26 protein-coding genes are annotated in these 22,415 nt (G+C 63.4%); 8 read left to right on the forward strand and 18 right to left on the reverse strand.

Annotation, left to right across the window (positions count from 1 at the left end):
• Nucleotides 1–22 precede the first annotated feature (22 nt).
• A complete protein-coding gene (locus LB536_RS00135; protein WP_224589649.1) occupies nucleotides 23–550 on the reverse strand; it encodes a glycosyltransferase family 2 protein in 528 nt (175 codons plus the stop codon).
• A 150-nt stretch (nucleotides 551–700) separates the two neighbouring features.
• Here LB536_RS00135 and LB536_RS00140 point away from each other — a divergent pair, with 150 nt between their 5' ends.
• Nucleotides 701–1,855, forward strand: coding sequence for a PA0069 family radical SAM protein (locus LB536_RS00140; protein WP_023771004.1), 1,155 nt, complete (start codon nucleotides 701–703; stop codon nucleotides 1,853–1,855).
• 152 nt (nucleotides 1,856–2,007) lie between these two features.
• Nucleotides 2,008–2,706 carry a ribonuclease HII gene (locus LB536_RS00145; protein WP_224589650.1) on the forward strand — a complete coding sequence of 233 codons (699 nt, stop codon included), beginning with the start codon at nucleotides 2,008–2,010 and terminating at the stop codon, nucleotides 2,704–2,706.
• 317 nt (nucleotides 2,707–3,023) lie between these two features.
• Here the strand turns inward: LB536_RS00145 and LB536_RS00150 are convergent, their stop codons facing one another.
• From LB536_RS00150 to LB536_RS00185, 8 genes are all read right to left on the reverse strand, one after another.
• Nucleotides 3,024–3,515, reverse strand: a complete 492-nt coding sequence (locus LB536_RS00150) for a F0F1 ATP synthase subunit B (protein ID WP_224589651.1) — start codon at nucleotides 3,513–3,515, stop codon at nucleotides 3,024–3,026.
• A 10-nt stretch (nucleotides 3,516–3,525) separates the two neighbouring features.
• Complete coding sequence (locus LB536_RS00155) at nucleotides 3,526–4,107, reverse strand: F0F1 ATP synthase subunit B (protein ID WP_140759957.1); 582 nt, start codon at nucleotides 4,105–4,107, stop codon at nucleotides 3,526–3,528.
• Between the two features lie 62 nt (nucleotides 4,108–4,169).
• Nucleotides 4,170–4,394 carry a F0F1 ATP synthase subunit C gene (locus tag LB536_RS00160; protein ID WP_010914827.1) on the reverse strand — a complete coding sequence of 75 codons (225 nt, stop codon included), beginning with the start codon at nucleotides 4,392–4,394 and terminating at the stop codon, nucleotides 4,170–4,172.
• 80 nt (nucleotides 4,395–4,474) lie between these two features.
• Nucleotides 4,475–5,233, reverse strand: coding sequence for a F0F1 ATP synthase subunit A (locus LB536_RS00165; protein WP_140759956.1), 759 nt, complete (start codon nucleotides 5,231–5,233; stop codon nucleotides 4,475–4,477).
• Nucleotides 5,234–5,314: 81 nt separating this feature from the next.
• Nucleotides 5,315–5,716 carry an AtpZ/AtpI family protein gene (locus tag LB536_RS00170; protein ID WP_140759954.1) on the reverse strand — a complete coding sequence of 134 codons (402 nt, stop codon included), beginning with the start codon at nucleotides 5,714–5,716 and terminating at the stop codon, nucleotides 5,315–5,317.
• A gap of 257 nt (nucleotides 5,717–5,973) precedes the next feature.
• On the reverse strand, nucleotides 5,974–7,152 hold the full coding sequence (locus LB536_RS00175) for a cell wall hydrolase (protein WP_224589652.1): 1,179 nt from the start codon (nucleotides 7,150–7,152) through the stop codon (nucleotides 5,974–5,976).
• Between the two features lie 145 nt (nucleotides 7,153–7,297).
• On the reverse strand, nucleotides 7,298–7,654 hold the full coding sequence (locus LB536_RS00180) for a hypothetical protein (protein WP_224589653.1): 357 nt from the start codon (nucleotides 7,652–7,654) through the stop codon (nucleotides 7,298–7,300).
• A complete protein-coding gene (locus LB536_RS00185) occupies nucleotides 7,639–8,583 on the reverse strand; it encodes an MFS transporter (protein WP_224589654.1) in 945 nt (314 codons plus the stop codon). Before LB536_RS00185 ends, LB536_RS00180 begins: the two co-directional genes overlap by 16 nt.
• A 116-nt stretch (nucleotides 8,584–8,699) precedes the next feature.
• Between LB536_RS00185 and LB536_RS00190 the strand changes: the two genes are divergently transcribed.
• Complete coding sequence (locus LB536_RS00190; RefSeq protein ID WP_224589655.1) at nucleotides 8,700–9,620, forward strand: LysR substrate-binding domain-containing protein; 921 nt, start codon at nucleotides 8,700–8,702, stop codon at nucleotides 9,618–9,620.
• A gap of 17 nt (nucleotides 9,621–9,637) precedes the next feature.
• Here the strand turns inward: LB536_RS00190 and der are convergent, their stop codons facing one another.
• On the reverse strand, nucleotides 9,638–11,068 hold the full coding sequence (gene der, locus LB536_RS00195; protein ID WP_140759946.1) for a ribosome biogenesis GTPase Der: 1,431 nt from the start codon (nucleotides 11,066–11,068) through the stop codon (nucleotides 9,638–9,640).
• Nucleotides 11,065–11,730, reverse strand: coding sequence for a tetratricopeptide repeat protein (locus LB536_RS00200; RefSeq protein ID WP_224589656.1), 666 nt, complete (start codon nucleotides 11,728–11,730; stop codon nucleotides 11,065–11,067). Before LB536_RS00200 ends, der begins: the two co-directional genes overlap by 4 nt.
• A gap of 191 nt (nucleotides 11,731–11,921) precedes the next feature.
• Between LB536_RS00200 and LB536_RS00205 the strand changes: the two genes are divergently transcribed.
• Nucleotides 11,922–12,929, forward strand: a complete 1,008-nt coding sequence (locus LB536_RS00205) for a polysaccharide deacetylase family protein (RefSeq protein ID WP_224589657.1) — start codon at nucleotides 11,922–11,924, stop codon at nucleotides 12,927–12,929.
• A gap of 29 nt (nucleotides 12,930–12,958) precedes the next feature.
• On the opposite strand, the gene sbmA is transcribed toward LB536_RS00205, so the two are convergent.
• The 3 genes from sbmA to LB536_RS00220 all read right to left on the reverse strand — a co-directional run bounded on the left by sbmA (nucleotide 12,959) and on the right by LB536_RS00220 (nucleotide 15,788).
• Complete coding sequence (sbmA, locus tag LB536_RS00210; protein ID WP_224589658.1) at nucleotides 12,959–14,218, reverse strand: peptide antibiotic transporter SbmA; 1,260 nt, start codon at nucleotides 14,216–14,218, stop codon at nucleotides 12,959–12,961.
• Between the two features lie 113 nt (nucleotides 14,219–14,331).
• Nucleotides 14,332–15,492 carry a YbfB/YjiJ family MFS transporter gene (locus LB536_RS00215; RefSeq protein WP_224589659.1) on the reverse strand — a complete coding sequence of 387 codons (1,161 nt, stop codon included), beginning with the start codon at nucleotides 15,490–15,492 and terminating at the stop codon, nucleotides 14,332–14,334.
• 71 nt (nucleotides 15,493–15,563) lie between these two features.
• Nucleotides 15,564–15,788, reverse strand: a complete 225-nt coding sequence (locus LB536_RS00220) for a hypothetical protein (RefSeq protein WP_224589660.1) — start codon at nucleotides 15,786–15,788, stop codon at nucleotides 15,564–15,566.
• Nucleotides 15,789–15,884: 96 nt separating this feature from the next.
• Here LB536_RS00220 and LB536_RS00225 point away from each other — a divergent pair, with 96 nt between their 5' ends.
• From LB536_RS00225 to LB536_RS00235, 3 genes are read left to right on the forward strand one after another with little or no spacing between them, the layout of a single operon-like run.
• Entirely contained in the window at nucleotides 15,885–16,877 is a 993-nt protein-coding gene (locus LB536_RS00225; protein WP_224589661.1) for a LysR substrate-binding domain-containing protein, read from the forward strand.
• A complete protein-coding gene (locus LB536_RS00230) occupies nucleotides 16,874–18,130 on the forward strand; it encodes an aminopeptidase (RefSeq protein ID WP_224589662.1) in 1,257 nt (418 codons plus the stop codon). Before LB536_RS00225 ends, LB536_RS00230 begins: the two co-directional genes overlap by 4 nt.
• Before the next feature lie 18 nt (nucleotides 18,131–18,148).
• Nucleotides 18,149–18,505 carry a DUF488 domain-containing protein gene (locus tag LB536_RS00235; protein ID WP_224589663.1) on the forward strand — a complete coding sequence of 119 codons (357 nt, stop codon included), beginning with the start codon at nucleotides 18,149–18,151 and terminating at the stop codon, nucleotides 18,503–18,505.
• Between the two features lie 44 nt (nucleotides 18,506–18,549).
• On the opposite strand, the gene LB536_RS00240 is transcribed toward LB536_RS00235, so the two are convergent.
• The gene (locus LB536_RS00240) at nucleotides 18,550–18,903 is read right to left on the reverse strand and encodes an ArsC family reductase (protein WP_224589664.1); all 354 of its coding nucleotides are present in this window, start codon (nucleotides 18,901–18,903) and stop codon (nucleotides 18,550–18,552) included.
• Between the two features lie 112 nt (nucleotides 18,904–19,015).
• Nucleotides 19,016–19,369: a nuclear transport factor 2 family protein gene (locus LB536_RS00245; RefSeq protein ID WP_224589665.1), complete on the reverse strand. Its 354-nt coding sequence runs from the start codon at nucleotides 19,367–19,369 to the stop codon at nucleotides 19,016–19,018.
• Between the two features lie 166 nt (nucleotides 19,370–19,535).
• Between LB536_RS00245 and LB536_RS00250 the strand changes: the two genes are divergently transcribed.
• The gene (locus tag LB536_RS00250; RefSeq protein WP_224590064.1) at nucleotides 19,536–20,240 is read left to right on the forward strand and encodes an SOS response-associated peptidase; all 705 of its coding nucleotides are present in this window, start codon (nucleotides 19,536–19,538) and stop codon (nucleotides 20,238–20,240) included.
• A 330-nt stretch (nucleotides 20,241–20,570) separates the two neighbouring features.
• Here LB536_RS00250 and LB536_RS00255 read toward each other — a convergent pair whose 3' ends face one another.
• Both LB536_RS00255 and LB536_RS00260 read right to left on the reverse strand, forming a co-directional pair.
• Nucleotides 20,571–21,656, reverse strand: a complete 1,086-nt coding sequence (locus LB536_RS00255; RefSeq protein WP_224589666.1) for an ABC transporter ATP-binding protein — start codon at nucleotides 21,654–21,656, stop codon at nucleotides 20,571–20,573.
• On the reverse strand, nucleotides 21,646–22,254 hold the full coding sequence (locus LB536_RS00260; RefSeq protein WP_224589667.1) for a cupin domain-containing protein: 609 nt from the start codon (nucleotides 22,252–22,254) through the stop codon (nucleotides 21,646–21,648). Before LB536_RS00260 ends, LB536_RS00255 begins: the two co-directional genes overlap by 11 nt.
• Nucleotides 22,255–22,415: the final 161 nt, after the last annotated feature.

Here is a 22,415-nt window from a genome sequence, read left to right on the forward strand (position 1 = left end):
TGGACAGAGCAGTTGCAAAAAATCATTTCGAGGCGCGATGCCCGTGCTTCGGCGGCGCCGCCCATATCTCGGCGTCGAGTTTCCTTGTCGCCAGGCCGCGCGCCAGCGCCTCGGCGCTGCCGGCACTTTTCGACAAGGAAGCGGCCTGGCGCTTGCTGATCACCAGCCCGTCGGCCAAAGCACGGTTGCCCGAAAAGACCCGGGCCATGAACGGCGGACGGCTGCCCCGCGCTCGCGAGAACCGGGCGGCCATGGTCTGCCTGGCCGTATGGGCGACGACCGCGTCGATCCAGCCCTCTGCCAGCCTCGCCCCAGGCTCCAGCAGCAACAACCAGTCACCCTTGGCCTGTCTTATGCCGGCGGCGATGCCGCCGCTCCCCACATAGTGGCAGCCGGCATGCTCGGCGACGCGATGCGTGTGGTCGGTGGAGCCGGTGTCGCAGACGACGACCTCGCGCACCACGCCCTCGACCGCGCCGCCAATCAGCGTCGCCAGCGTGCGGACGAGCCCCTCCTCGTCATTATGCGTTTCGATGAGAACACTAAGCATCGTGAGCCGAATAGCGGAAAGCGTTGACCGACGCCAGTTTTTGCAGCGCACCATAGAAAGTTCTTGCTTTGTTCTCATCGACAAAATAGGAATAATTTCATGAGCAGAGCGATTCGACACAACATGGACAGTCCCTGGGAGCGGGCGAAGATGGAACCGATCATGCGCGCCGACATTGCGGCCTTCGGAGCAGGACGAGCCGAGATGGCCAACGCGATGATCGAGCAGAGTGGCATGCGGGTCCGTCCGGACCGCAACCGTGGCCGGTCGGCGGGCATCAATCCGTCAGGCCGGTTCGAACCCGTCAGCCGGCATGTCTTCGACGACGGCTGGAGTTCGCTGGAGGAACTGCCTCCGTTCAAGACCGAGGTGCAGGTGGAGAAGCCGCGCACCATCATCACCCGCAACGAATCGCCCGACATCTCCTTCGACCGGTCGATCAATCCCTATCGCGGCTGCGAGCACGGTTGCGTCTATTGCTTCGCCCGGCCGACTCACTCGTTCATGGGCCTGTCTCCGGGCCTGGATTTCGAATCCAAGCTGTTCGCCAAGCCGGATGCGGCACGCCTGCTCGACAAGGAGTTGTCGAAAGACGGCTACCAGCCGCGCACCATCGCCATCGGTACCAACACCGATCCCTACCAGCCGATCGAGAAGCAGTACCGGATCATGCGCGAAATCCTCGAAGTGCTGGAGGCACGCGGTCATCCGGTCGGCATCGTCACCAAATCGGCCCTGGTGGTACGCGACATCGACATTCTGTCGCGCATGGCCGAGCGCGGGCTCGCCAAGGTGGCGCTGTCGGTGACGACGCTCGACCGCATGCTGGCAAGGACGATGGAACCCCGCGCCTCGACACCGACCAAGCGGCTGGAGGCGATCAGGCAGCTTTCGGATGCCGGTATACCCGCTTCGGTGATGGTGGCGCCAATCATTCCGGGCCTGACCGACCAGGAGATGGAACGCATCCTCGACTCGGCACACCATGCCGGTGCGCGCGAGGCTGGCTATGTGGTGCTGCGCCTGCCGCTGGAGGTCAGCCCGATCTTCAAGGACTGGCTGCTGCGCCACTATCCCGACCGCTATCGTCACGTCATGTCGCTGATCCGTTCGATGCGCGACGGCAAGGACTACGATTCGGAATGGGGCAAGCGCATGAAGGGCGCCGGACCCTATGCCTGGCAGATCGGCCGGCGCTTCGAGATCACCGCCAAGCGGCTCGGCCTCAATGCCGAACGACGCACGCTGCGGACCGACCAGTTCGTCGCCGCCGGCAAGGACCAGGAGCAGTTGATGCTGCTCTGAACCGACAATCGCCGCGGCTGTTTATTGCCGCCGTGGCGAAAAAATCCCGTCCGGCCTGCCCCGGCCTGCAGACGGTGCCCTCCCGGTCCGGCGCCCCACCCGACCCGGAGGGACTTGCGGAGAATCGGAGCCGATGCGAACCTCGCCGCAACATGGCTCGCGCGCGTTCTGATTCTCCGCTTCTCTTCGAAATCGTCGAGAAACCCGATTTCTCCTTCGAGACGAAGGCGATGGCCGACGGCCTGTGGCCGGTCGCGGGGATGGACGAGGCCGGCCGTGGCCCGTTGGCCGGACCGGTCGTCGCCGCGGCAGTGGTACTCGACCCCGCCAACATTCCCGAAGGGCTCGACGATTCCAAGCGGCTTAGCCATTTGCAGCGTGAAGCGCTGTTCCTGCGCATTCTTGGCTCCGCGCAGGCGGTCTCCATGGCCTCGATCAGCGCCGAGGGCATAGACGGCAGCAACATCCTCAAGGCGAGCCTGGAAGCAATGCGACGCGCCCTGGTCGGACTGTCGGTTCAACCGAAGCTCGCGCTCGCGGACGGGCGCGACGTGCCGCCAGGACTGCCGTGCGAGGGCCGCGCGCTGATCAAGGGCGACCAGCGCTCGCAATCGATCGCCGCAGCCTCGATCGTGGCCAAGGTCATGCGCGACCGCATGATGTGCGGCTGCGGCAATCATCACGACCGCTACGGCTTCGAAGTCCATATGGGCTACGCCACGGTCCGGCACCGCACGGCGATCGAGGCGCATGGGCCGGTGGCGCGGCTACACCGCACCTCGTTTGCGCCGCTCCGGCTGGGTGGCGCCGAGGTGATGGAAGAAGAAGAAAGCTTCGCCGGGCTGGACTGAGCGACGACGCTATTTCTTGGAGTTTGGCGAAAGCAGCGGTGTCGGCCGATCTCCCTCCTTGTGGGGGAGATGTCCGGCAGGACAGAGGGGGGCGCTGTCCCGCCAGCCTATCAATCGGTCAATCGGTCGCGCCCAGGTTCCTCGGTAAATTTCACTCTATGCGGCGGATGAAAATCAAACCGCTGGCGATCCTTTGCGCCCCCTCTGCCCTGCCGGGCATCTCCCCGACGAGCAGGTAGATTGCCCCGTTGACGCACCGCACAACAAAAAAGCCGCCAGGTTTCCCAGGCGGCTTTGATTTACTCGGAGTCGTCAGCTCAGTTCAGCTTGGCCTTCACATCCTGGAGCGCGGACTTGAACAGGTCGGCTCCGGCCTTGGCGTCAACCTTGGCGCCGAGCAATGCGCGTGCCGCCTCGACAGCGATGTCGACGGCCCTGGCGCGCACTTCGCCGATCGCTTCGCGCTCGGCCTGGCCGATCTTCTGTTCGGCAAGCGCGGTGCGCCTGGCAACGTAGTCCTCGGTCTTCTTGTGGGCATCGGCGGCCAGCAGTTCGGCCTCGCGCTTGGCGGCCGCGACAATGTCGGCAGCCTCCTGCTCGGCTTCCTTGCGCTTCTTCTTGTACTGGCCGAGCAGTTGCTGGGCTTCTTCCCGCAGCTTGCGTGCCTCGTCGAGCTCACTGCTGATCCTGGCGGCGCGGGCGTCGAGCGCCTTGGCGATCATGCCGGGCACCTTGATGTAGACGGCGATGGCCAGGAAGATGATCAGGGCAATCGTGGCCCAGAGCGTTGCGAGAGATGTAGCGTCCATGATGCGCTCCTCACCGGGCCACGGATTTGACCGCGGCCGCGATCTCGGCCTTGCTGGCCTTGCCGCCAACGAGTGCCTCGACGATCGCCGAAGCGGTGTCCTCGGCGATGCCGCCGACTTCCTTCATGGCATTGGCCTTGATGGAAGCAATGCGTGCCTCGGCCTCGCCAAGCTTGGCGTCGAGCGCGGCCTCGATCTTCTTACGCGCGGTCTCGGCTTCCGCCTTGGCCGCATCGCTGGCCTGCTGGCCGATCGAGTTCGCGTTCTTCTTGGCTTCCGCCAGTTCCTGCTCGTAAGCAGCAACTGCAGCATCGGCCTCGCCCTTCAATTTGGCTGCCTGGTCGAGATCCTGGCTGATGCGGTCGTTGCGAACATCGATGATGCCGCCGACGCGCGGCATCACCACCCTCTTCAGGAAGAGGTAGAACAGCCCGAAAGTGACCGCCAGCCACAGAAGCTGCGACGGAAACGTCGCCGGATCGAATGGCGGGAACGTGCCGTGCGCCTCGGCAGGCACGCCGGTGCCGGAGTGCGTGTCGCCTTCCGTCGCGGCGGGCGCGGTCTCTTGCGCAAAGGCAGATGTCACAAACATCTCATTCCCCTGTCCATAAGGTAAGGTCGCACTATGCGCCCCCCTTCGTCAGCCCGTGGTTCTTACTTGAACACCAGGAGAAGCGCGATCAGGAGCGAGAAGATGCCCAGGGCTTCGGTCACGGCGAAACCGAAGATCAGGCGGCCGAACTGACCATCGGCAGCCGACGGATTGCGCAGCGCGCCCGAGAGATAGCTGCCGAAGATGTTGCCGAGGCCAATGCCCGCGCCACCCATGCCCAGGCAAGCGATGCCGGCGCCGATTGCAGCTGCTGCATTTACTTCCATGTCAAACTCCTTGTGGTTCCGTTGTCGTTGCAGTTTGTAGTTGGCGTCACGCGCCGGTGAAATTTAGTGACTGGTGAAATTTAGTGACTGGGGTGCAGGGCGTCGTTCAGGTACATGCAGGTCAGCACCGCAAAGACGTAGGCCTGCAAGGCCGCCACCAGCAATTCGAGCGCCGTCAACGCCACCGCCATGGCCAGCGGCAGGATCGAACCCGCAATGCCAAGTGCGCCCAGCGCGCTGAGGCTCACGACAAACCCTGAAAACACCTTCAGCGTGATGTGGCCGGCGAGCATGTTCGCGAACAGACGAACCGAGAGGCTGACCGGGCGCGACACGAAGGAAATCACCTCGATCGGAACGACGAGCACCATCATCAAGAGGGGCACGCCTTTCGGCACGAAAAGCTTCAGGAAGCCAAGGCCGTGCTTCATGAAACCATAGACGATCACGGTGCCAATCACCATGATGGCCAAACCGAAGGTGACGATGATGTGGCTGGTGATGGTGAAGAAATAGGGGAACAGGCCGAGCAGATTGCCGACCAGCACGAACATGAACAGCGAGAATACGAAGGGGAAGAATTTCATGCCCTGCGTGCCGGCGGCATCGCGCAGCATATTGCCGACGAACTCGTAAGCCATCTCGGAAACCGACTGCAGCCGGCCGGGCACCAGGCTGCGGCTCGACGTCGTCAGAAGCAGGAATGCAGCGGCAACGACCACGGTCGCGACCATGAACAGGGCGGAATTGGTGAAAGACAGATCAAAGCCGCCGATCTCGATCGGAACCAGCTTGATGATATGGAACTGGTGGATCGGATCGACCTTGTCAGCTGCCACGTTCAAACCCCGTCAATGCCGCGTACGGCTAAATTACCATTGCCGCATGAGCGGCTATTTCCAAATGCCGCCTGAAGGCGGTCATTTGCTGTCGTCCCGGTCACGGCGCGGCTTCGCACCTTGTCCGAATTCCGCCACAACGCCAGCCGAACGCATGACATTGAGCACGCCGGCGCCAAAACCAAGCAGCAGGAAAACGATCAGACCCCACGGCGATGTCCCCGCCATACGGTCGATGATCCAGCCGATGCCGGCGCCCACCACCACCCCGGCGATAAACTCGCTGGATAGTTTGATCGCCTGACCGTATCCGGTCACTGGTTTCGCGTCGTCTTTCCCCTCGAGCCGGTTCGGCAGCCTTGTCGCAAGCGATGCTCCAAGTTCACGCCGACGGCGCTCAAGATCGTCGTCGCGGATTTCGGGGTCATGCTCTTTGCCGCGGCCGGTTTCTCCGGTTCCGTCTGGCCCTTTTTTTTCGGCCATCGCAACCCCCCTGCCCGGGCAGACCGTCACCGTCCGTCCGCTTCTAAAGTCGCCGGCAACATAGTTAGAGGGTTTGCGCCCGTCAAGCCACGGACGGAACTTCCACGTTGTGTATTTTAGATAGTAAAATCAATGGATTAGAAAGGTGCGACATCGTGCCCTTTGCGATCGGGCGGATGCGCCGCGCGAATCCCCCGGACAATGGCTCTCCGATCGACGGTGCGACCGGCCAAAAAGAGCGGTGACCAGCGGGCCGCTCAGCTCCAGCCGCCACCATAGGTCCGGTAAAAGATATGCAGGCCGATCTTGGTCATCTTCTGCATCGTGCGCGCCCAGCCCGGATGGACATAGTTGGCATAATAGTGGGTGGACGATCCTACTTCCGGAATGAATATCTTGCCGGCGGTGACGGCCATGCCGACATCCTGGGCGGTCTTGTAGGCGACAGGATTGTCGATGCGCTTCTTTCTGCCGTCGCAAGCGAATGAAAACTGACAGCGGTTGAACCAGCTGTCGTTCTGATAGACGACGCCGCAGATCGAATTGGGATAGGCGGGATTGCGGACCCGGTTGAGGATCACCTGGGCAACGGCGGCCTGACCGCGCACGGCTTCGCCGCGTGCCTCGAAATAGATGCCGTTGGCCAGGCATTTCTGCTCCGGCTTGGAGAAGACGCTGGCCGGAAGCGGATTCTGGATCCAGGCGTGATCGCCCTTGGCCATCGGCGGAATGAAGCGGCCGCTGTTGGGCTGCTCGTCCTGGAGCAGGGCTTCAAAGGGGGAGGCCTTGGCATAGTCCGGCGCGGATTGCGCATAGGCGGTCGCAAGCACATCGGGATGGTCGTTGTTGACCAAGGCGGCAAGCATGGCCGGTACGCCGGGATCCGGCTTCTTGTCCTCACGCGCGTGGAATGCGGCGGCGATCTGGATTTCCTTGCCTTTGATCTGAGGCTTGGCGAAGGCCATTTTCAGGTCGCTGTCCATGCTCGGCCGCATCAGCGAGGAGGTCCGCTGGAAGATCGAGCCGGCATTGAAGTTCTTCGGCGGCGCCACCGGAGAGACCTGGACGATGCGGCCCTTCTTGTCGGCGCGCACGACGCGATCCTCGTCGGGCGACCCGCTGACCTTGCCGCCCTTGCCACGGAACGAGACGGAGCCGATACCGGGAAGGCGAACGCCGGAACCCGAGATCGAGCCGGTGATGTCGGAATCGACGAACGGCATCTCGGCCGCGTGGACCGAACCGGCGACCGATTTCTCGACATAGGAGTTCCAGCGCGTCGGCGCTTCGAGGCCGGAAACGAGGCTTGTCATGTCCTGGTAGGCGGCGACGGTCGGGAAGCCGATCCAGATGCCGAGGCCGATGATGAACGGAGACACAAGGCTGCGTTTCTCACCGGCGGCGGCCATCAGCCGCTTCAACACACGTCGATGCACGGAACTCTCTCCAGGAACGCAACTGACCCCACTGGAGAGCAAAATGATGCATTAACCTTGATGGGACGTTAACGGGATCGGTCGGGTTTTCCCATTCGGTTGGAGGTCGTGGCTTCGAAGTCGGGCGGTTTTGCGGCGAGAGCGCTCAGGTCCGCCTCAGGAAGATCGGCCAGGCGACCAGGGCGCAGGCGGCGGCCGACAGCCAGACGCCGGGCCATGACCAGAGGTGCAACAGCCCTGGAATGGCCACCGGAACCAGGAAGAAGCCGACGAAGACAAAGCTGTTGGCAAGGCTGAGTGCCGTTCCGACATGGCCGGCACCGGCCAGCGTGGCAAGCTCGGTATAGGCAACGCCGTGCCAGGCGGAGACCGAGATGCCGGCGACGACGAGCACCAGGGGCAGGACTGCGATCAGGAGGGATTGGCTGCCAGGCATTGCGGGAACGGCCAGAACCAGCACCCAGAGCATCACGAAGGCCAGCGCGCTCAGCGCACTGCACAAGCGAAGAAACTGACGACGGTGCCGTGGCGGTCGGTAAAGCGGCCACTCCAGACGCGCATGACCATGGCGCCGACCTGGACCGCGGCGAGGCTGGCGCTGATCGCCGTCGTGCCAAGTCCGGCGAAGTCGTGCAGGAATACCGACGCGAAAGTGAGGACCGCCACCTGCGGAAAGCAGAGCAGGCCGATCGCGGTCGAGATGCGCCAGACCTCGACGTTGCGCAACGGCGCCGGTCCATCAGACAAGACAGCGTGGCCTTCACCCGCTGTCGGCGGTTCGTGCAGCCAACGCCAGGCAAACAGTGCCGAGAGAGCGGATGCCGCCGCCAGAAGCCCGAACACCGCGGCAAAACCAAAAGCCAGGGCAAGCGAAGGCAGGACAAGCGCGCCGAGGCCGCCGCCGAGCGGCACCGCCGTCTGCCTGATGCTCATGGCAAAGCCGCGCTCATTCTCCCGGAACCAGGCCATGATGGCGCGGCCGCTCGAGCCGTTGACACTGCCGCCGAGCAGTCCCGTGACGAGCAGGCTTGCCGCCAGCAGTGTGACATCGGGAATGCCTGACCTTGTCGGCACGACGAGCATCGCCATCGCAAGCAGCCACGCCGCCGTCGCGCCAAGCCCGATCAGAAGCACGCGGCGATCCCCCCAGCGGTCGGTGAGCAGACCCCACGGCAGTTCGCTGAGCGCAACGCCCAGCCCGAGCAGGCCAAGCGCCAGGCCGAGTTCGGCATTGCTCAAATGATAGCCCTGGCGAAGCACGACCGCCGTTGCCGGTATGCCCGAGAAAGTGGCCGAAAACCCGGCATTCGCGGCAACCCCGATGCCCAGGACCTTCCAGCGATGGCTAGGCCCGAAGGTCCGGCCGGCCGCGGTGATGGCGGCGCCTCGTCCGGATGGCTGGCAATCGTTGCGAATGACGGTGGCAGACATAGTTCCATTCCCGTGACGCCGGTCGAGCGACCTTGACGGGAGGGATGTAGCGCCATAGCTTCATCCATAAAATCAGGAAGTTTTTGATCAATAATCCTGTAAATAAGGACGATACCATGCGACGCGTCACATTCGATCTCGACGTGCTGAGGACTTTCGTCACCGGCATGGAGCTCGGGAGTTTCGCCAGGGCAGCCGAACGGCTTGGCCGCTCAACCTCCGCCGTCAGCGCACAGCTGAAGAAACTGGAGGAGCAGGCCGACACGCCGATCTTCCGCAAGGCGGGTCGCGGCCTGTCACTGACCGAAGCCGGCGAGACGATGCTCGGCTACGCGCGGCGCCTGATCGAGATCAATGACGAGGCAGTCTTGGCCATCCGCGATGTCGAACTGGAGGGCTGGGTGCGGCTCGGCCTGCAGGAGGATTTCGGCGAGGCCGTGTTGCCGGACGTGCTCGGGCGCTTCGCCCGCGCCCATCCCAAGGTTCGGATCGAAGCACGGATCGGGCGCAGCCACGAATTGGCCGAGCGTGTTCTTTCCGGCAACCTCGATATCGCGCTCGCCTGGCATGATGGCACGACGCTGCCCTACAGCCGGCATGTCGCCGACGTGCAGGCGCGCTGGATCGGCCCGGCAAAACCGATGGAGGCAGGCCCCCACACCGACGAGGCGCTGCAACTGGTTGTGTTCGAGGCGCCTTGCCTGCTGCGCACCGTGGCGACCGAGACGCTGGATCGTGCCGGGCGCCCCTGGCGCATGGCGTTCTCCAGCCCCAGCCTTGGCGGCATATGGGCGGCGGTGGCGGCAGGCCTCGGGCTGACGATCCGCACCGATATCGGCCTGCCCGCGAATGTCAGGGCGCTCGCGCCCGGAGTGCTCGGACTGCCGCCGCTGCCGAAGATGGCGCTGCACCTGCATCAGAAGGATGCCGAGCTCGATCCGGTCGCGGCGCGGCTGGCCGACATCCTGGTGCAATCGGCGTTCGAGGCGTTGCCCGAGGGCGCCGACACGAAAGAGAACCGGCTGAAAGTCGCTTAAGCGTTGCCGCCCGAGCCTCAGCGCTTCTTCGCCCGGCCGGCGAAGGGGTTGTCGGACGTCCTCAACGCGATGCGGATCGGCACGCCCGGCATGTCGAAGGCTTCGCGCAGGCTGTTCGAGAGATAACGGACATAGCTTTGCGGCATCGCATCCGGCCGCGAACACTGGACCACGAAGCCCGGCGGCCGCGTCTTGGCCTGGGTGACATATTTGACCTTCAACCGGCGCCCGGCGACAGCGGGCGGCGGATGATGCGTCAGTATGGCTTCGAGCCAGCGGTTGAGCTTGCCGGTCGAAACACGGCTGTTCCAGACCTTGTGCGTCTTCAGCACCGCATCCATCAGCTTGTCGAGGCCGCGTCCGGTCTCGGCCGAGACCGGCACGGCCTGGATGCCGCGCGCCTGCGGCAAGAGCCGCTCGGTCTTCTCACGCAATTCGGCCAACAGCTCCTGCGGGTTGTCGATGAGGTCCCATTTGTTGAAGGCGATCACCGGCGCCCGGCCCTCGCGGATGATCAGGTCGGCGATCTGCAGATCCTGCTTCTCGAAGGGAATGGTGGCATCGAGCACGATGATGACGATCTCGGCGAAGCGGATGGCGCGCAAGCCATCCTGCACCGACATCACTTCCAGCTTCTCGTGGATCCTGGCCTTGCGGCGCATGCCGGCCGTGTCGAACAGTTTTATGCGGCGGCCGCGCCAGTCCCAGTCGACGGAGATGGAATCGCGGGTGATGCCCGCCTCCGGTCCGGTCAGCAGCCGTTCCTCGCCGATCAGTGCGTTGATCAGCGTCGATTTGCCGGCGTTCGGCCGGCCGACGACGGCGATGCGCATCGGCTTGGTGTCGTCATAGGCCGGCTCGGCATCCGGATCGGCGATGTCCTCGCCGATCAGCACTTCGCTGGCGGCGGCTTCTTCGTCGTCGCCGTCTTCATCCTCGCCGAAAGCCCGAGCCTCGCCCAGGGCTTCGATGACTGCGTCGCGAAGGTCGGGCATGCCTTGGCCGTGCTCGGCCGAAACCGGGATCGGCTCGCCAAGCCCGAGCTCCCAGGCTTCCAGCATGCCGCCCTGCGCGCCCTTTGCCTCGGCCTTGTTGGCGACCAGCACGACAGGCCTGCCGGATTTGCGCACGATCTCGGCAAAGGTCCTGTCATCCGGCAGCAGGCCGGATTTGGCGTCGACCGTGAAGAAGATCAGATCCGCCTCGCGGATGGCGATTTCGGTCTGCGCGCGCATGCGACCCGGCAGGGTCGAGGCGCCGGCATCCTCGAAGCCCGCGGTGTCGATGACATCGAAATGCAGATCGTAAAGCTTGGCGGCATGGACACGGCGGTCACGGGTGACGCCCGGCGTGTCGTCGACAAGCGCCAGCTTCCTTCCGACCAGCCGATTGAAAAGCGTCGATTTGCCGACGTTAGGCCTGCCGATGATGGCGACTTTGAAGGTCACGACGCACTGCCCGACCCGCGGATCAGTTCGGACATCAAGGTCGCCCGCTCGCGCGCGTTGCGCGGGGCGCCGTCATCGGAGGCGATCTGGTCGAACAGTTTCAGCGCGTCCTGGGTCTTGCCTTCCTTCCAGGCGGCAAGCCCGAGCGCCTCGCGCGCGCTGTGGCGCAGCGCGTTGGTGTCCGATGTCAGCGCCTCGACGCGGCTCGACACGTCGGCGAAGGTGCCGTGATCGACGAGCAGGAGCGCCGCCCTCAGCCGCGCCATGTCGCGCAGGCCCTGGGGGATGGCGGTGTCGGCGGCGACATCGTCGAAATCCTTGACGGCGGCATCGACGTCGCCCTTGTTGGCCTTGACGGTCGCGGCGCGCATGCGGGCGAGCAGCGGATAGGCGCCGTAGCCATCCTTCTCCAGTTGATCGAGCGCGGCCAGCGCGTCATCGCTCTTGCCATCATTGGCAAGCTTCAACGCCTGCGAGAAAGCATCGCCGGAGCGGTTGGCGCGCGTCTCGTCCCAATAGCGATAGCCAACGAAGGCGGCGGTGCCGAGCACCACCAGGACGGCAATCACGAGCAAGGCCGGGCCAAAACGGTCCCACAGCTTCTGCGCCTGTTCGCGACGCATCTCGTCATTGACTTCACGGATAAAACTGTCGTCGGACATCAATCAAACCATTCCTGCCCCGGGCCGGGGCGGTTCATGAGCCCGCGTTTTAGCGAAATTTTGTCGGCATGGAAGGGGTTCGAGCGGAAAATCGGCTATTGCCGGGGCAAACCCACGAAAACCCCAATCGCACCGGCGCCACATTTGCGCGATAGCGGCCTGCCGATCACCCGGAGAGCTTGAATTTGCCGATGCCTTGTTTGTCCCGCGTTGCTGCGTTCTCGTTTGCCTCGCTCGCCGCTGCCGGCGCGGCCCTGGCCGATCCGCCCGCGCCACCAGCACCGGCAAGGCCGAAGCAGGTCGTCATCATCTCCTTCGACAGCGCGCGCGACATCTCGCAGTGGAAGCGCAGCCGGGCGCTGGCCCAGCGCACCGGCGCGCATTTCACCTATTTCGTGTCATGCGTCTTCCTGCTGTCGCCCGAGACACGCGGCCAATACACTCCGCCGGGCAAGAGCGCGGGCAAATCCAACATCGGCTTTGCCGCCTCCAGGCAGGAAGTGGCCGAGAGGCTGGAACAGATCGGCCTCGCCGCCCATGAAGGTCACGACATCGCCAGCCACGCCTGCGGCCATTTCGACGGCAAGGACTGGACCAAGGCCGACTGGCTGAAAGAGTTCGCCTCATTCGAGCACATTCTCGAGCACGCCTATGCGATCAACGGCATTGCGCCCGAACCCGAGGGCTGGCGTGATTTCGCGCGGCATACGGTGGTGGGTTTCCGGGCGCCGTATCTGTCGACAAGCAAGGCGCTTTACGAGGCACTGCCGACTGCCGGCTATCAGTTCGATGCCAGCGGTGTTTCAAAGGGCCCTGCCCTGCCGCCGACCGTCGGCGGCATCACCCGTTTTTCCCTGCCGCAAATCCCGGAGGGACCGACATCGCGGCCGGTGATCGCCATGGACTACAATCTCTATGTCAGGCATTCCGGCGGCTTCGAGCGGCCGAGCAAGGCCGGCGAGTTCGCCGACCGGACCTATCAGGCGTTTCGCGCTGCCTTCGACACGCAATATCAGGGCAGGCGCATTCCGCTGGAACTCGGCTTCCACTTCACGCTGATGAATGACGGCGCCTACTGGAATGCGCTGGAGCGCTTTGCCGGCGAGGCCTGCGTCAAATCAGATGTCGAATGCATCAGTTTTCGCGACTATCTTTCGCGGCAGGATGGCGTCCAGAAGCAGGCCTCGGTTGGCGGCTGAGCCGCCAACCCCGTTTCGTCAGAGCATTCTCAAGCCGGATCCTCGGCGCCCTGCCTTGCCAGATAGCGCTGATCGATATCAGGCAACGGCTCGCCCAGCAGCGTCGCCTCGAAGGCGCGCAGACGTTTGTGCACCGACTGCAGTTCGACAATTGTCGACCAGGAGGTCAACAGGAATTGCAGCGAACCTGTCACCTTGCCGAACGCGTTGGAGATCTGGTTCAGCGCACCGAACGTTATCTTATGCGCGACCAGCGACGGCCCCAGGATCAACAGCGAGAAAATGTTGTCGGCCTGCAGGTAGGTGTACCGGACGACGTTGAAATAGATGTAGTGGAAATACAGCCTGAAATAGTTGTGCCGGACATTGGCGAACAGCTCGGCGGTGGTGGCGGGTTGCGCCCTGTCCACATGGTCCTCGCCATAGACCAGTTCCTTGCGGTAGGCGGCTTCGACGCGTTGGTTGCGGAACTGCAGCCCCGGAAGCTTCATGCCGGCAACCATCACCGAGATGGTGCCGAACAGACACCAGGCAAGTGCCGCGACCACCAATGGCTGCGGGATCGCGCCGATGATCGGCAGTTCGCTGATATGGGCCTGCAGCTGGATCATGACCGGCAGGAAGGCGATCAGTGTCATGATCGACTGGACGAAGCTGGAACCGAGATCCTCCATGATCTGCGAGAACCGCATCGTGTCTTCCTGGATACGCTGCGACGCGCCCTCGATATGGCGCAGCCTGGTCCAGTTCTCGATAAAGTAATTGTTCATGGCCGTGCGCCAGCGGAAGATCCAGTGGCTGACGATGAAGGCATTGACCACCTGCACGTTCATGCCGACCAGCGCCAGCCATGAGAAGTCGGCCAATCCGGTGTAGAACTCGGCATTCGTCGACTTTCCGGTCCCCGACATCAACCCCTGTACATAGTCAAAGAACGGGCCGTACCAGGCGTTGACGGCGACGCTGACCTGCACGTTGAAATAGATGAAGAACAGGATGACCGCCGTCATCAGGATCGACCAGCGCTGCCATGGGTGCGGAGAATACCAGCTCCAGAACGCATAGAAGATGGCCACGCACAGCACGAAGTAGATGTAGAACCAGAGGAACGGTTTCGACACCAGCACGGCGATGCCGATGATGGGCGCCGCACCGGCGGCTGCCGGCGGCATGCCGAAAACCGCCCCCAATTGCTCCCCGCCGAAAAACCAGAACAGGATTGCCGCAAGGCTCCAGATGGCGGCCGAAGAGAAGAAGAGCTTCGGCTGCGGGAAGAAGGATACGAACACTGTGGCGAATTCCTCGATCTATGCGCAAATCAGGTGACTTAGGCGGGCATAAGGTCACACATTAGGGGGAAAGAAAATGCCTGCCCGATCTCAGGCGCAGAGCAAGACCACAATCATGGCGATTTTGGCGCGGCCGACCATGTGACGGCGCCGGAGACGACCAGGACGGCCGCGGCGACGATGGAGGCTAGGAAGAAATCGCCCGACGCCTGAGCCAAAAGTCCGGCCGCGATCGGGCCGATGATCTGGCCAAGGCCGAAGGAGGCGGTCATCAGGGCAAAGATGCGCCGGGGCGACCCTGGCGCCTGCCGCCGCGCCGCCTGCAGGCCAAGTGCCGTGATGGCAATGAAGGTGCCGCCGAGCAGCACGCCCCCAAGCAGCGGCCCCGTGCGCCCGCCGGTGGCGACGCTCGCGGTAACGCCGACAACTTCGACGAAGCATCCCAAGGCATAGGCGGCATAGAGCCCGATCCGCGCCGCTATCTTCTGCCACAGCCAGACCGAAGGAAAACCGGCAAGGCCGGCAGCCATCCACACCACGGCCTCGAAGACGCGGCTGCCGCCGCCTTGCCTGACGATTGCGACGAGGAAGGTCGCCGTCACCACATAGCCGAAACCGAACAGGCCATAGGCGACGATCACCTTGATCAGCGACCGGTCTTTCGGCAGCCCCGGTTCAGGGAGGGCTTCGCCATTGGTGAGCGGACCCTGGTTCGCCAGCAACGCCACGGCGACGAAGCCGCAAGCCGAAATCGCGCCCGACCACAGCCAGCCCTGCGCCCACCCGGCGTGTTCGGTGACCAGCACGGCCATCATCGCCGCCGATATCGCGATGCCGAGGCCAACGCCGCCGAAATGCCAGGCCTGCAGATCGCCGCGCCCGGCCTCAGCGATATGGCTGAAAACGATGCTGGCCATGAACACCATGACGAAAGCGCTGGCCAGGCCGGCCAGAAAACGGATGGCGAGAAAGACGGCCATGGCGTCGGTCAGCCCCATCAAGGCGGCCAGAACGGCGCTGGCACCGAGGGCGGCCAGCATCAGCAAACGCTCGCGTCCATGCGCCCAGTTGCCCGCCGCCACCAACGCGCCGACGAGGTAGCCGAGATAGTTGGCCGAGGCGATCCAGCCGGCATCGGCCGGCGACAGATGCAGTTCCTCCATCATGCCGGGCAGGATCGGCGTATAGACGAAGCGGCCGATGCCCATGGCCACGGCCATGGCGATCATGCCGGCGAAGGCGTAACGCAGCGCTGTCGATGCGGCCGATGTCATTGCAGTGCACAATAAATGTGCGGGCGGGTGAAACAATCCGCCTTGTGTTGGGCCAGTGCCGGATTGCGCGCTCAGCAGCGCCCGCCGCAACCGGCATTCAGTGAAACGATCTCATGCACGGTCCGACGCGCCGTCAAGTGGAACGGCACGTCGCCGAGCTCGCGCTCCGACATCGCATCCAGCGCGGGATGGGCAAGCGGATCGGTCAGCCAGCTCAGCGTATCGATGTCGCAGCGCGCGTCATCCGACGAAGTGGTGGCGAACAGGACCTTCAGCGACGACAACATGCTCAGCATTTCCGGCTCCATGGGGCCTGTCTCCATCGATAAAGTCCGCCGTTTCTATATCTCTTTCAATTGAGATTTCGGCCGGATCGGTTTAGAAAATCTCAAATGGCCATGCTCAACCGCGTTCATCTCAACGGCCTTCGCGCCGTGGAAACCGTCGCCCGTCTCGGCTCGCTCGCGGCGGCCGCCAGCGAACTCAACGTTTCCGTCAGCGCCGTCAGCCAGCAGATCAGCCGCACCGAAAAACAGCTCGGCCAGGCACTGTTCGAGCGCACGACAAGCGGTCTCGTCCTGACCGAATTCGGCGCCATCTTCGCGGCCCGCCTCGGCGCTGGATTTCGCGAGCTTGCCCAGGCCGTGGCGCTGGCCGACGAGGCGACCCAATGCACGTTGGTCGTTTCGGCAGCACCGGCCTTTGCCTCCAAATGGCTGCTGCCACGGCTGTCGCGGCACTTCGACCGGCATCCCAACGTGCTGTTGCGTATCGATGCGTCGGTGCGACTGGCCAATCTCGATCACTCGGACATCGACATTGCCATCCGGCTTGGCGACGGCAAATGGCCGGGTGGAAAGGCGGAGCTGCTTCTGGCGCAGGAAGTCTTCCCGGTCTGCGCACCTGACATTGCAAGAAAACTGAAGTCGATCGGCGACCTTGCGCGGACCTGCGCCATCACCGACGAGCGGGCGATGATCAGCTGGGAGAGCTGGTTCGCGGCCGCCGGCGTTCAAGCCGTCACCTTCCAGAAAGGCGCGCGCTTCACCGACCCGATGCTGTGCCTGGAATCGGCGATCGCGGGCCATGGCGTGATGCTGGGTTGGCAATTGCTGACAGCGGACGCGCTGGCCGATGGGCGGCTGGTGGCGCCGTTCCGAATCCGCGCCCAGAGCGGACTCGGCTACTGGCTGGTGACGTCCACCACCAAGGCCGAAAGCCGCAAGGTCCGGGACTTCAAAATCTGGATCAAGGAAGAGATCGCGGCGACGATGGCACGGTTCGGATCGTCGGTCGCGGAGCCCAGCGGCGCGATCGCGGTGGAAAGCACCGCGGCACCGTTCTATGTTCAATCAGACATCCCACGACGACAGGCAGGATCATGACCACACATTCGCGCCGCGTTTCCGCAACGATCGACCCGGTGAAGCTCGACAGGCTAGCGGAGGTCGCCATCAAGATCGGGCTTCAATTGCAGCCCGGACAGGACCTGGTACTGACCTCCTCGATCGCGGCGCTGCCGCTGACAAGGCGCATCGTCGAGCATGCCTACAAGGCCGGCGCCGGACTGGTGACGCCGATCTTCAACGACGACGAGATGACGCTGGCGCGTTACCGTTTTGGCGCCGACGCCGGCTTCGACCGCGCCGCCGGCTGGCTCTATGAAGGCATGGCGAAGGCCTTTTCCAACAATGCGGCGAGGCTCGCCGTGCGCGGCGAGGATCCCTCGCTGCTGTCGGCGCAGGATCCGGCGAAGGTGGCGCGCGCCAACAAGGCCAATTCGATGGCCTACCAGCCGGCGCTGGAGAAGATCACCGGCTTCGACATCAACTGGAACATCGTCGCCTATCCGGATCTGGCCTGGGCAAAACAGGTGTTTCCGGGCGAGCCCGACGATGTCGCCGTGGCGAAGCTGGCGGACGCCATCTTCTCCGCTTCGCGCGTCGACGTCGAGGATCCGATCGCCAACTGGAAGGCGCACAATGCGGCATTGCGCGGCCGCACCGAATGGCTCAACGGCCACAATTTCCATGCGCTGCACTTCACCGGACCGGGCACCGACCTGACGGTCGGGCTGGCCGATGGCCATGAGTGGATGGGCGGCGCCTCGACCGCCAAGAACGGCATCACCTGCAACCCCAACATCCCGACCGAGGAGGTCTTCACCACGCCGCATGCGAGGCGCGTCGAGGGGCATGTCTCCTCGACCAAGCCGCTGTCCTACCAGGGCACGCTGATCGACGACATCTCGGTGCGTTTCGAGGAAGGCAGGATCGTCGAAGCCAAGGCATCGAAAGGCGAGGACGTGCTGAAGAAAGTGCTCGACACCGACGAAGGCGCGCGTCGCCTCGGCGAAGTGGCGCTGGTGCCGCATTCCTCGCCGATCTCGGCCAGCTGCCTGTTGTTCTTCAACACGCTGTTCGATGAAAACGCCGCCTGCCACATCGCACTCGGCCAGTGCTATTCGAAGTGCTTCGTCGACGGCGCCTCGCTCAGCCAGGACGAAATCGCGGCGCGCGGCGGCAACAAGAGTTTCATCCATATCGACTGGATGATCGGGTCGGACAAGATCGACATTGACGGCGTCGCGAAGGATGGCAGCCGCGTGCCAGTGATGCGCAAGGGCGAGTGGGCCTGAGAGGCCAGTTGAGGTGTGATGGCCTTCGATATCGCGGTCAAGCGCGTCTACGAAGCACCCGGCAACGACGATGGCCAGCGGGTACTGGTGGATCGGATATGGCCGCGTGGCGTCGCCAAGAAGGATGCGGCGCTAACGCTGTGGCTCAAGGAGATCGCGCCGAGCGACGAACTGCGGAAGTGGTTCGGACACCAGACGGCGCGCTGGGCGGAGTTTCAGAAGCGGTACCGTGGCGAGCTGGACGGGAATGAAAAGGCGGTGGCGCAACTTCGCGCCCTGCTCGGCGACGGCAAGGTGACGCTGCTCTATGGCGCCCACGACGAAGCGCATAACAACGCCGTGGCACTGGCGGGGTATTTGCGAGCCAACGCGTAACATCGAGACGCCGGCGAAGGATCGCGGCGCGGGTGAGAGTCGGTCTACTTCCCGCCCACCGCCCCCTCATAGACATCCGGTTTGAACCCGACCAGGATGCTGTCTCCTATCTCCAGCACCGGACGCTTGATCATCGTCGGCTTAGCCAGCATCAGCGCTTTCGCCTTCTTCTCGTCGAGACCTTGCCTATCCGTCTCCGGCAGTTCGCGAAATGTCGTGCTGCCCTTGTTGAGCAGCTTTTCCCAGCCGACCTTGCCGACCCAGCCATCCAGCCTGGCTGCCTCGATTCCTTCGGCGCGATAGTCGTGGAAACGATAGGCAACCTCGTGGCTCTCCAGCCAGACGCGCGCCTTCCTGATCGTGTCGCAGGTGGTGATGCCGTACATGGTGATCGTCAAAGCGTGGTCCTCTGGCTGACAGTCGAATCCGCCCACAGCCTAAAACCGCTCTTCCCGCTTTGCCAGCAAATCGGCGAAGTGGGCCGGAAGCCGATCGCTCCGGCCCGGTAGCTCAATAATAGAAGCGCTCCTCGGCGATCTTGCCGTCCTTGACCGTGTACAGGCCCACCTCGTCCATGGTGACACGCTGGCCGGTGGCCTTGGGTGTTATGTCAAAGGTGAAGCGCACCGCGAACTGGTCGCCGTTTACGTAGGGACCCTCGACCGAGCCGCCATGAACTTCGTTGTTGTCTTGCCACCACTGGCCCTTCTGCTTGACGGCCGCCTTGCCACTGCAGACGGCCATCGGCCCCTCCATGGCTTCGTAGCTGACGATATCGTCGGCATTGTACTTCTCGGCAGCGCCTTCGTTGTCACCCTGCTTGAGGCGTTCGGTGAAATCCTTGGCAATTTCCGCGTTGGTCATGTGTGTTGCTCCTGTTCGACGCATTGGAAATAGGGAACCGCCTGCTGGCCGACCACTGCCGGACCGCTCGATAGCTGACATGGCGCTGTCAGGATGGATGCCTGCCATCCTCATCGGCAGGCCGACTTCTGTTGCAGACACAAGCCGATTCCGCAATTCTAGGCTCATGTGTAACCTCTACAATATCACCACGACGCAAGAGGCGATCCGCCAATGGACGCGCGCACTGCGCGACGTCATTGGCAACCTTGAACCTTCCGTCGACATCTATCCCAATCAACCCGGCCCAGTCGTTCGTAACTCATCAGACGGAAAGCGTGAGCTGGCAAAACTGCTTTGGGGTTTGCCAACGCCTCCGGAGCGTATGAAAGGCAAGGCCGACTACGGCACCACCAACGTTCGCAATCCGCAATATTCGCACTGGCAACGGTATGTCGGCATCGAACACAGGTGCGTCGTGCCAGTGACCAGCTTTGCCGAACCCAGCCCTACCTCGAACGACAAGGACCCAGAAACAGGCATTCAGCGAAACTACTGGTTTGCCCGTGACGAAAGCCGGTCTTTATTCTTCTTCGCTGGGTTCTGGACTCGCTGGCAGGGCGTGCGAAAAGTCAAGGATGGGCCAGGCGACTTTGAACTATACGCTTTTATGACAACCAAGCCCAACGCCCTCATCGCGCCGATCCATGAGAAGGCCATGCCTGTGATCCTGACCACACTGGACGAGACGGAGACCTGGCTGACAGCGCCGTGGACGGAAGCCCGGCATTTGCAGCGGACGGCTCCCGACGACGCGTTGGTGATCGTTGAGAAGCCACCCACACAGATTAAGCTCCCGCAGCAGGCGCCAGCCCAAGGGTCTCTTTTCTAGGGCCCAGGATCAGCTTCGCATCGCATGTGCCGTTCAACGTCCCAGAAGGGGATGTCACCGACCAGCTTCGCTAGGTCGCCCGGCAGATAGTGCCGAGTGATGTTACAGTTCCTGCATCGGACACGGATTAGCTGCCCGACTTCGTGGGCCAAGCAAAGGGTTTGCACATTTCGGCGCGGCCGGCTGCTGGGTTCGGGCATCCGCCAAAATCGGAATTCATTCCTCGGCGAGTCAATTCCTACTTAATTCCATTGTTTTTTTGTTTCCCCGGCGTTGACCACATAGAACCGGATTGCTGAAAGGAATCCGTCCCATGGCGGCGTCCAACAACTACCTGGGCAGCATCGGGCAGTTGGCGCCACGGCGAAGGCTGATATGCGCCACGTCGCCGGCGCTGAATTGAAAGCCCTCGGCCTGGCGCGGCGCGTCTATGACAACGGGCATGCCTTGCCCCAGTTCCGCGTGAAGCCGCAACGTGCGGCCATGGAAGACGATGCTGTTGACCCGCGCCGGCGCCGTGCCGGGCGTGGCCTCGGTGGCCGCCAGCAAATCCTCCGGGCGCACACCTATGGTGCGCATCTCGCCCTCGCGGGGCCGCTCGCCGCTGTCGGGGACAGCTTCCAGCGGCAAGGCGCCAGCGGTGAAACGCAGGCGATCGCCATCGCTGCCGACAAAGCGCGATTGCAGGAGGTTCATGGTGCCGATGAAACTTGCCACAAACTTGGTGGCGGGGCGGTCATAAAGCGTCGCCGGCGGTGCGGTCTGCTCGATACGGCCCTTGTTCATGACGACGATGCGGTCGGAGATCGACAGCGCTTCGGTCTGGTCATGCGTGACCATGACGAAGGTGGTGCCGAGCCGCGACTGCAGCCGCTTCAATTCGACCTGCATCTGTTCGCGCAAATGCGCGTCCAGCGCCGACAGCGGCTCGTCGAGCAAGAGCACGCGGGGCTCGCAGACAATGGCACGCGCAAGCGCCACACGCTGGCGCTGGCCGCCCGACAATTCGGAGACGCGGGCGCGAAGCTTGTCGGCAAGGCCGACCATGTCGAGAGCCTCGGCAACGCGTCTTGCCTGTTCGCCGCGGGCCAGTTTGCGCAGCGACAGGCCGAAGCCGACATTTTCGGCGACGTTCATATGGGGAAACAGCGCATAGTCCTGGAACACGGTGTTGACCGGCCGGTCGAAGGGCCGCAGCGCGGTGATGTCGCGGCCATCGAGCAACACCTTGCCGCTCGATGGACTTTCGAAACCGGCGATGACGCGCAAGCTGGTGGTCTTGCCGCAGCCGGACGGGCCAAGAAGGGTCAGGAATTCGCCACCGACGATGTCGAGATCGACGGTATCGAGCCCGACGATGCCGCCCGGAAATAGCTTCGACACCGCCTGCAGCCGCACAAGGGGATCAAGCGCCATCGCGAACCTCGGAGGGCTTGGTCGTGTTGACCCAGAGTATCCGGCATTGCTCGCCGCCGGGATTGCGGAACGCGTGCAGAAGCGTGCTTTTGAAGGCAAAACTGTCGCCGGTCTTCAGCAAATATTTCGTCGAATCCACCACCAGTTCGACTTCGCCCGCGAGTACACAGCCGAACTCATGGCCGGCATGCGCATAGGCTTCCGCCGTGCCGCCGCCGGCTTCCACCGTCACCAGCATGCCGGTCAGCGTGGCGCCGGGCGGCGACAACAGCGCCTTGGCGATGCCCTCCGACTTCACGGGGATCGAACGCCGCTTGTCGGCCCGCACGCAATAGAGATCATTGACGGCATCGCCGTCGTCTGCGATCAGCGCGGACGGCTCGATGTCGAGGGCGGCGGCAAGCGGCCAGATCACCTTGACGCGCAGCGATGACATGCCGCGCTCGATCTGGCTGAGCGCGCCGATCGATATGCCGGTTTTTGCCGCCAGTTCTGCCAGTGACAAACGGCGCTCGAGTCGCAACGCCCGCACGCGGCGGCCGACGCGAACGTCGGCTTCGTCCTTCGGCTTTGAAGCGGCTTCGTCCAGTATGTCCATGCATTCGTCCTCGTCGTAGTCCCTGCTGTTGGCGCGGCGCAACGGCGATAAGCTCCTCCTTCTCCCCTTGTGGGAGAAGGTGTCGCCGAAGGTGACGGATGAGGGGTGTTCCAGCTTGGCGAGGACGGCGATCCGTCACGCACCCCTCAACCGTCTCGGCG

This window comes from Mesorhizobium sp. ES1-3, assembly GCF_020164795.1.
Classification (GTDB): domain Bacteria; phylum Pseudomonadota; class Alphaproteobacteria; order Rhizobiales; family Rhizobiaceae; genus Mesorhizobium.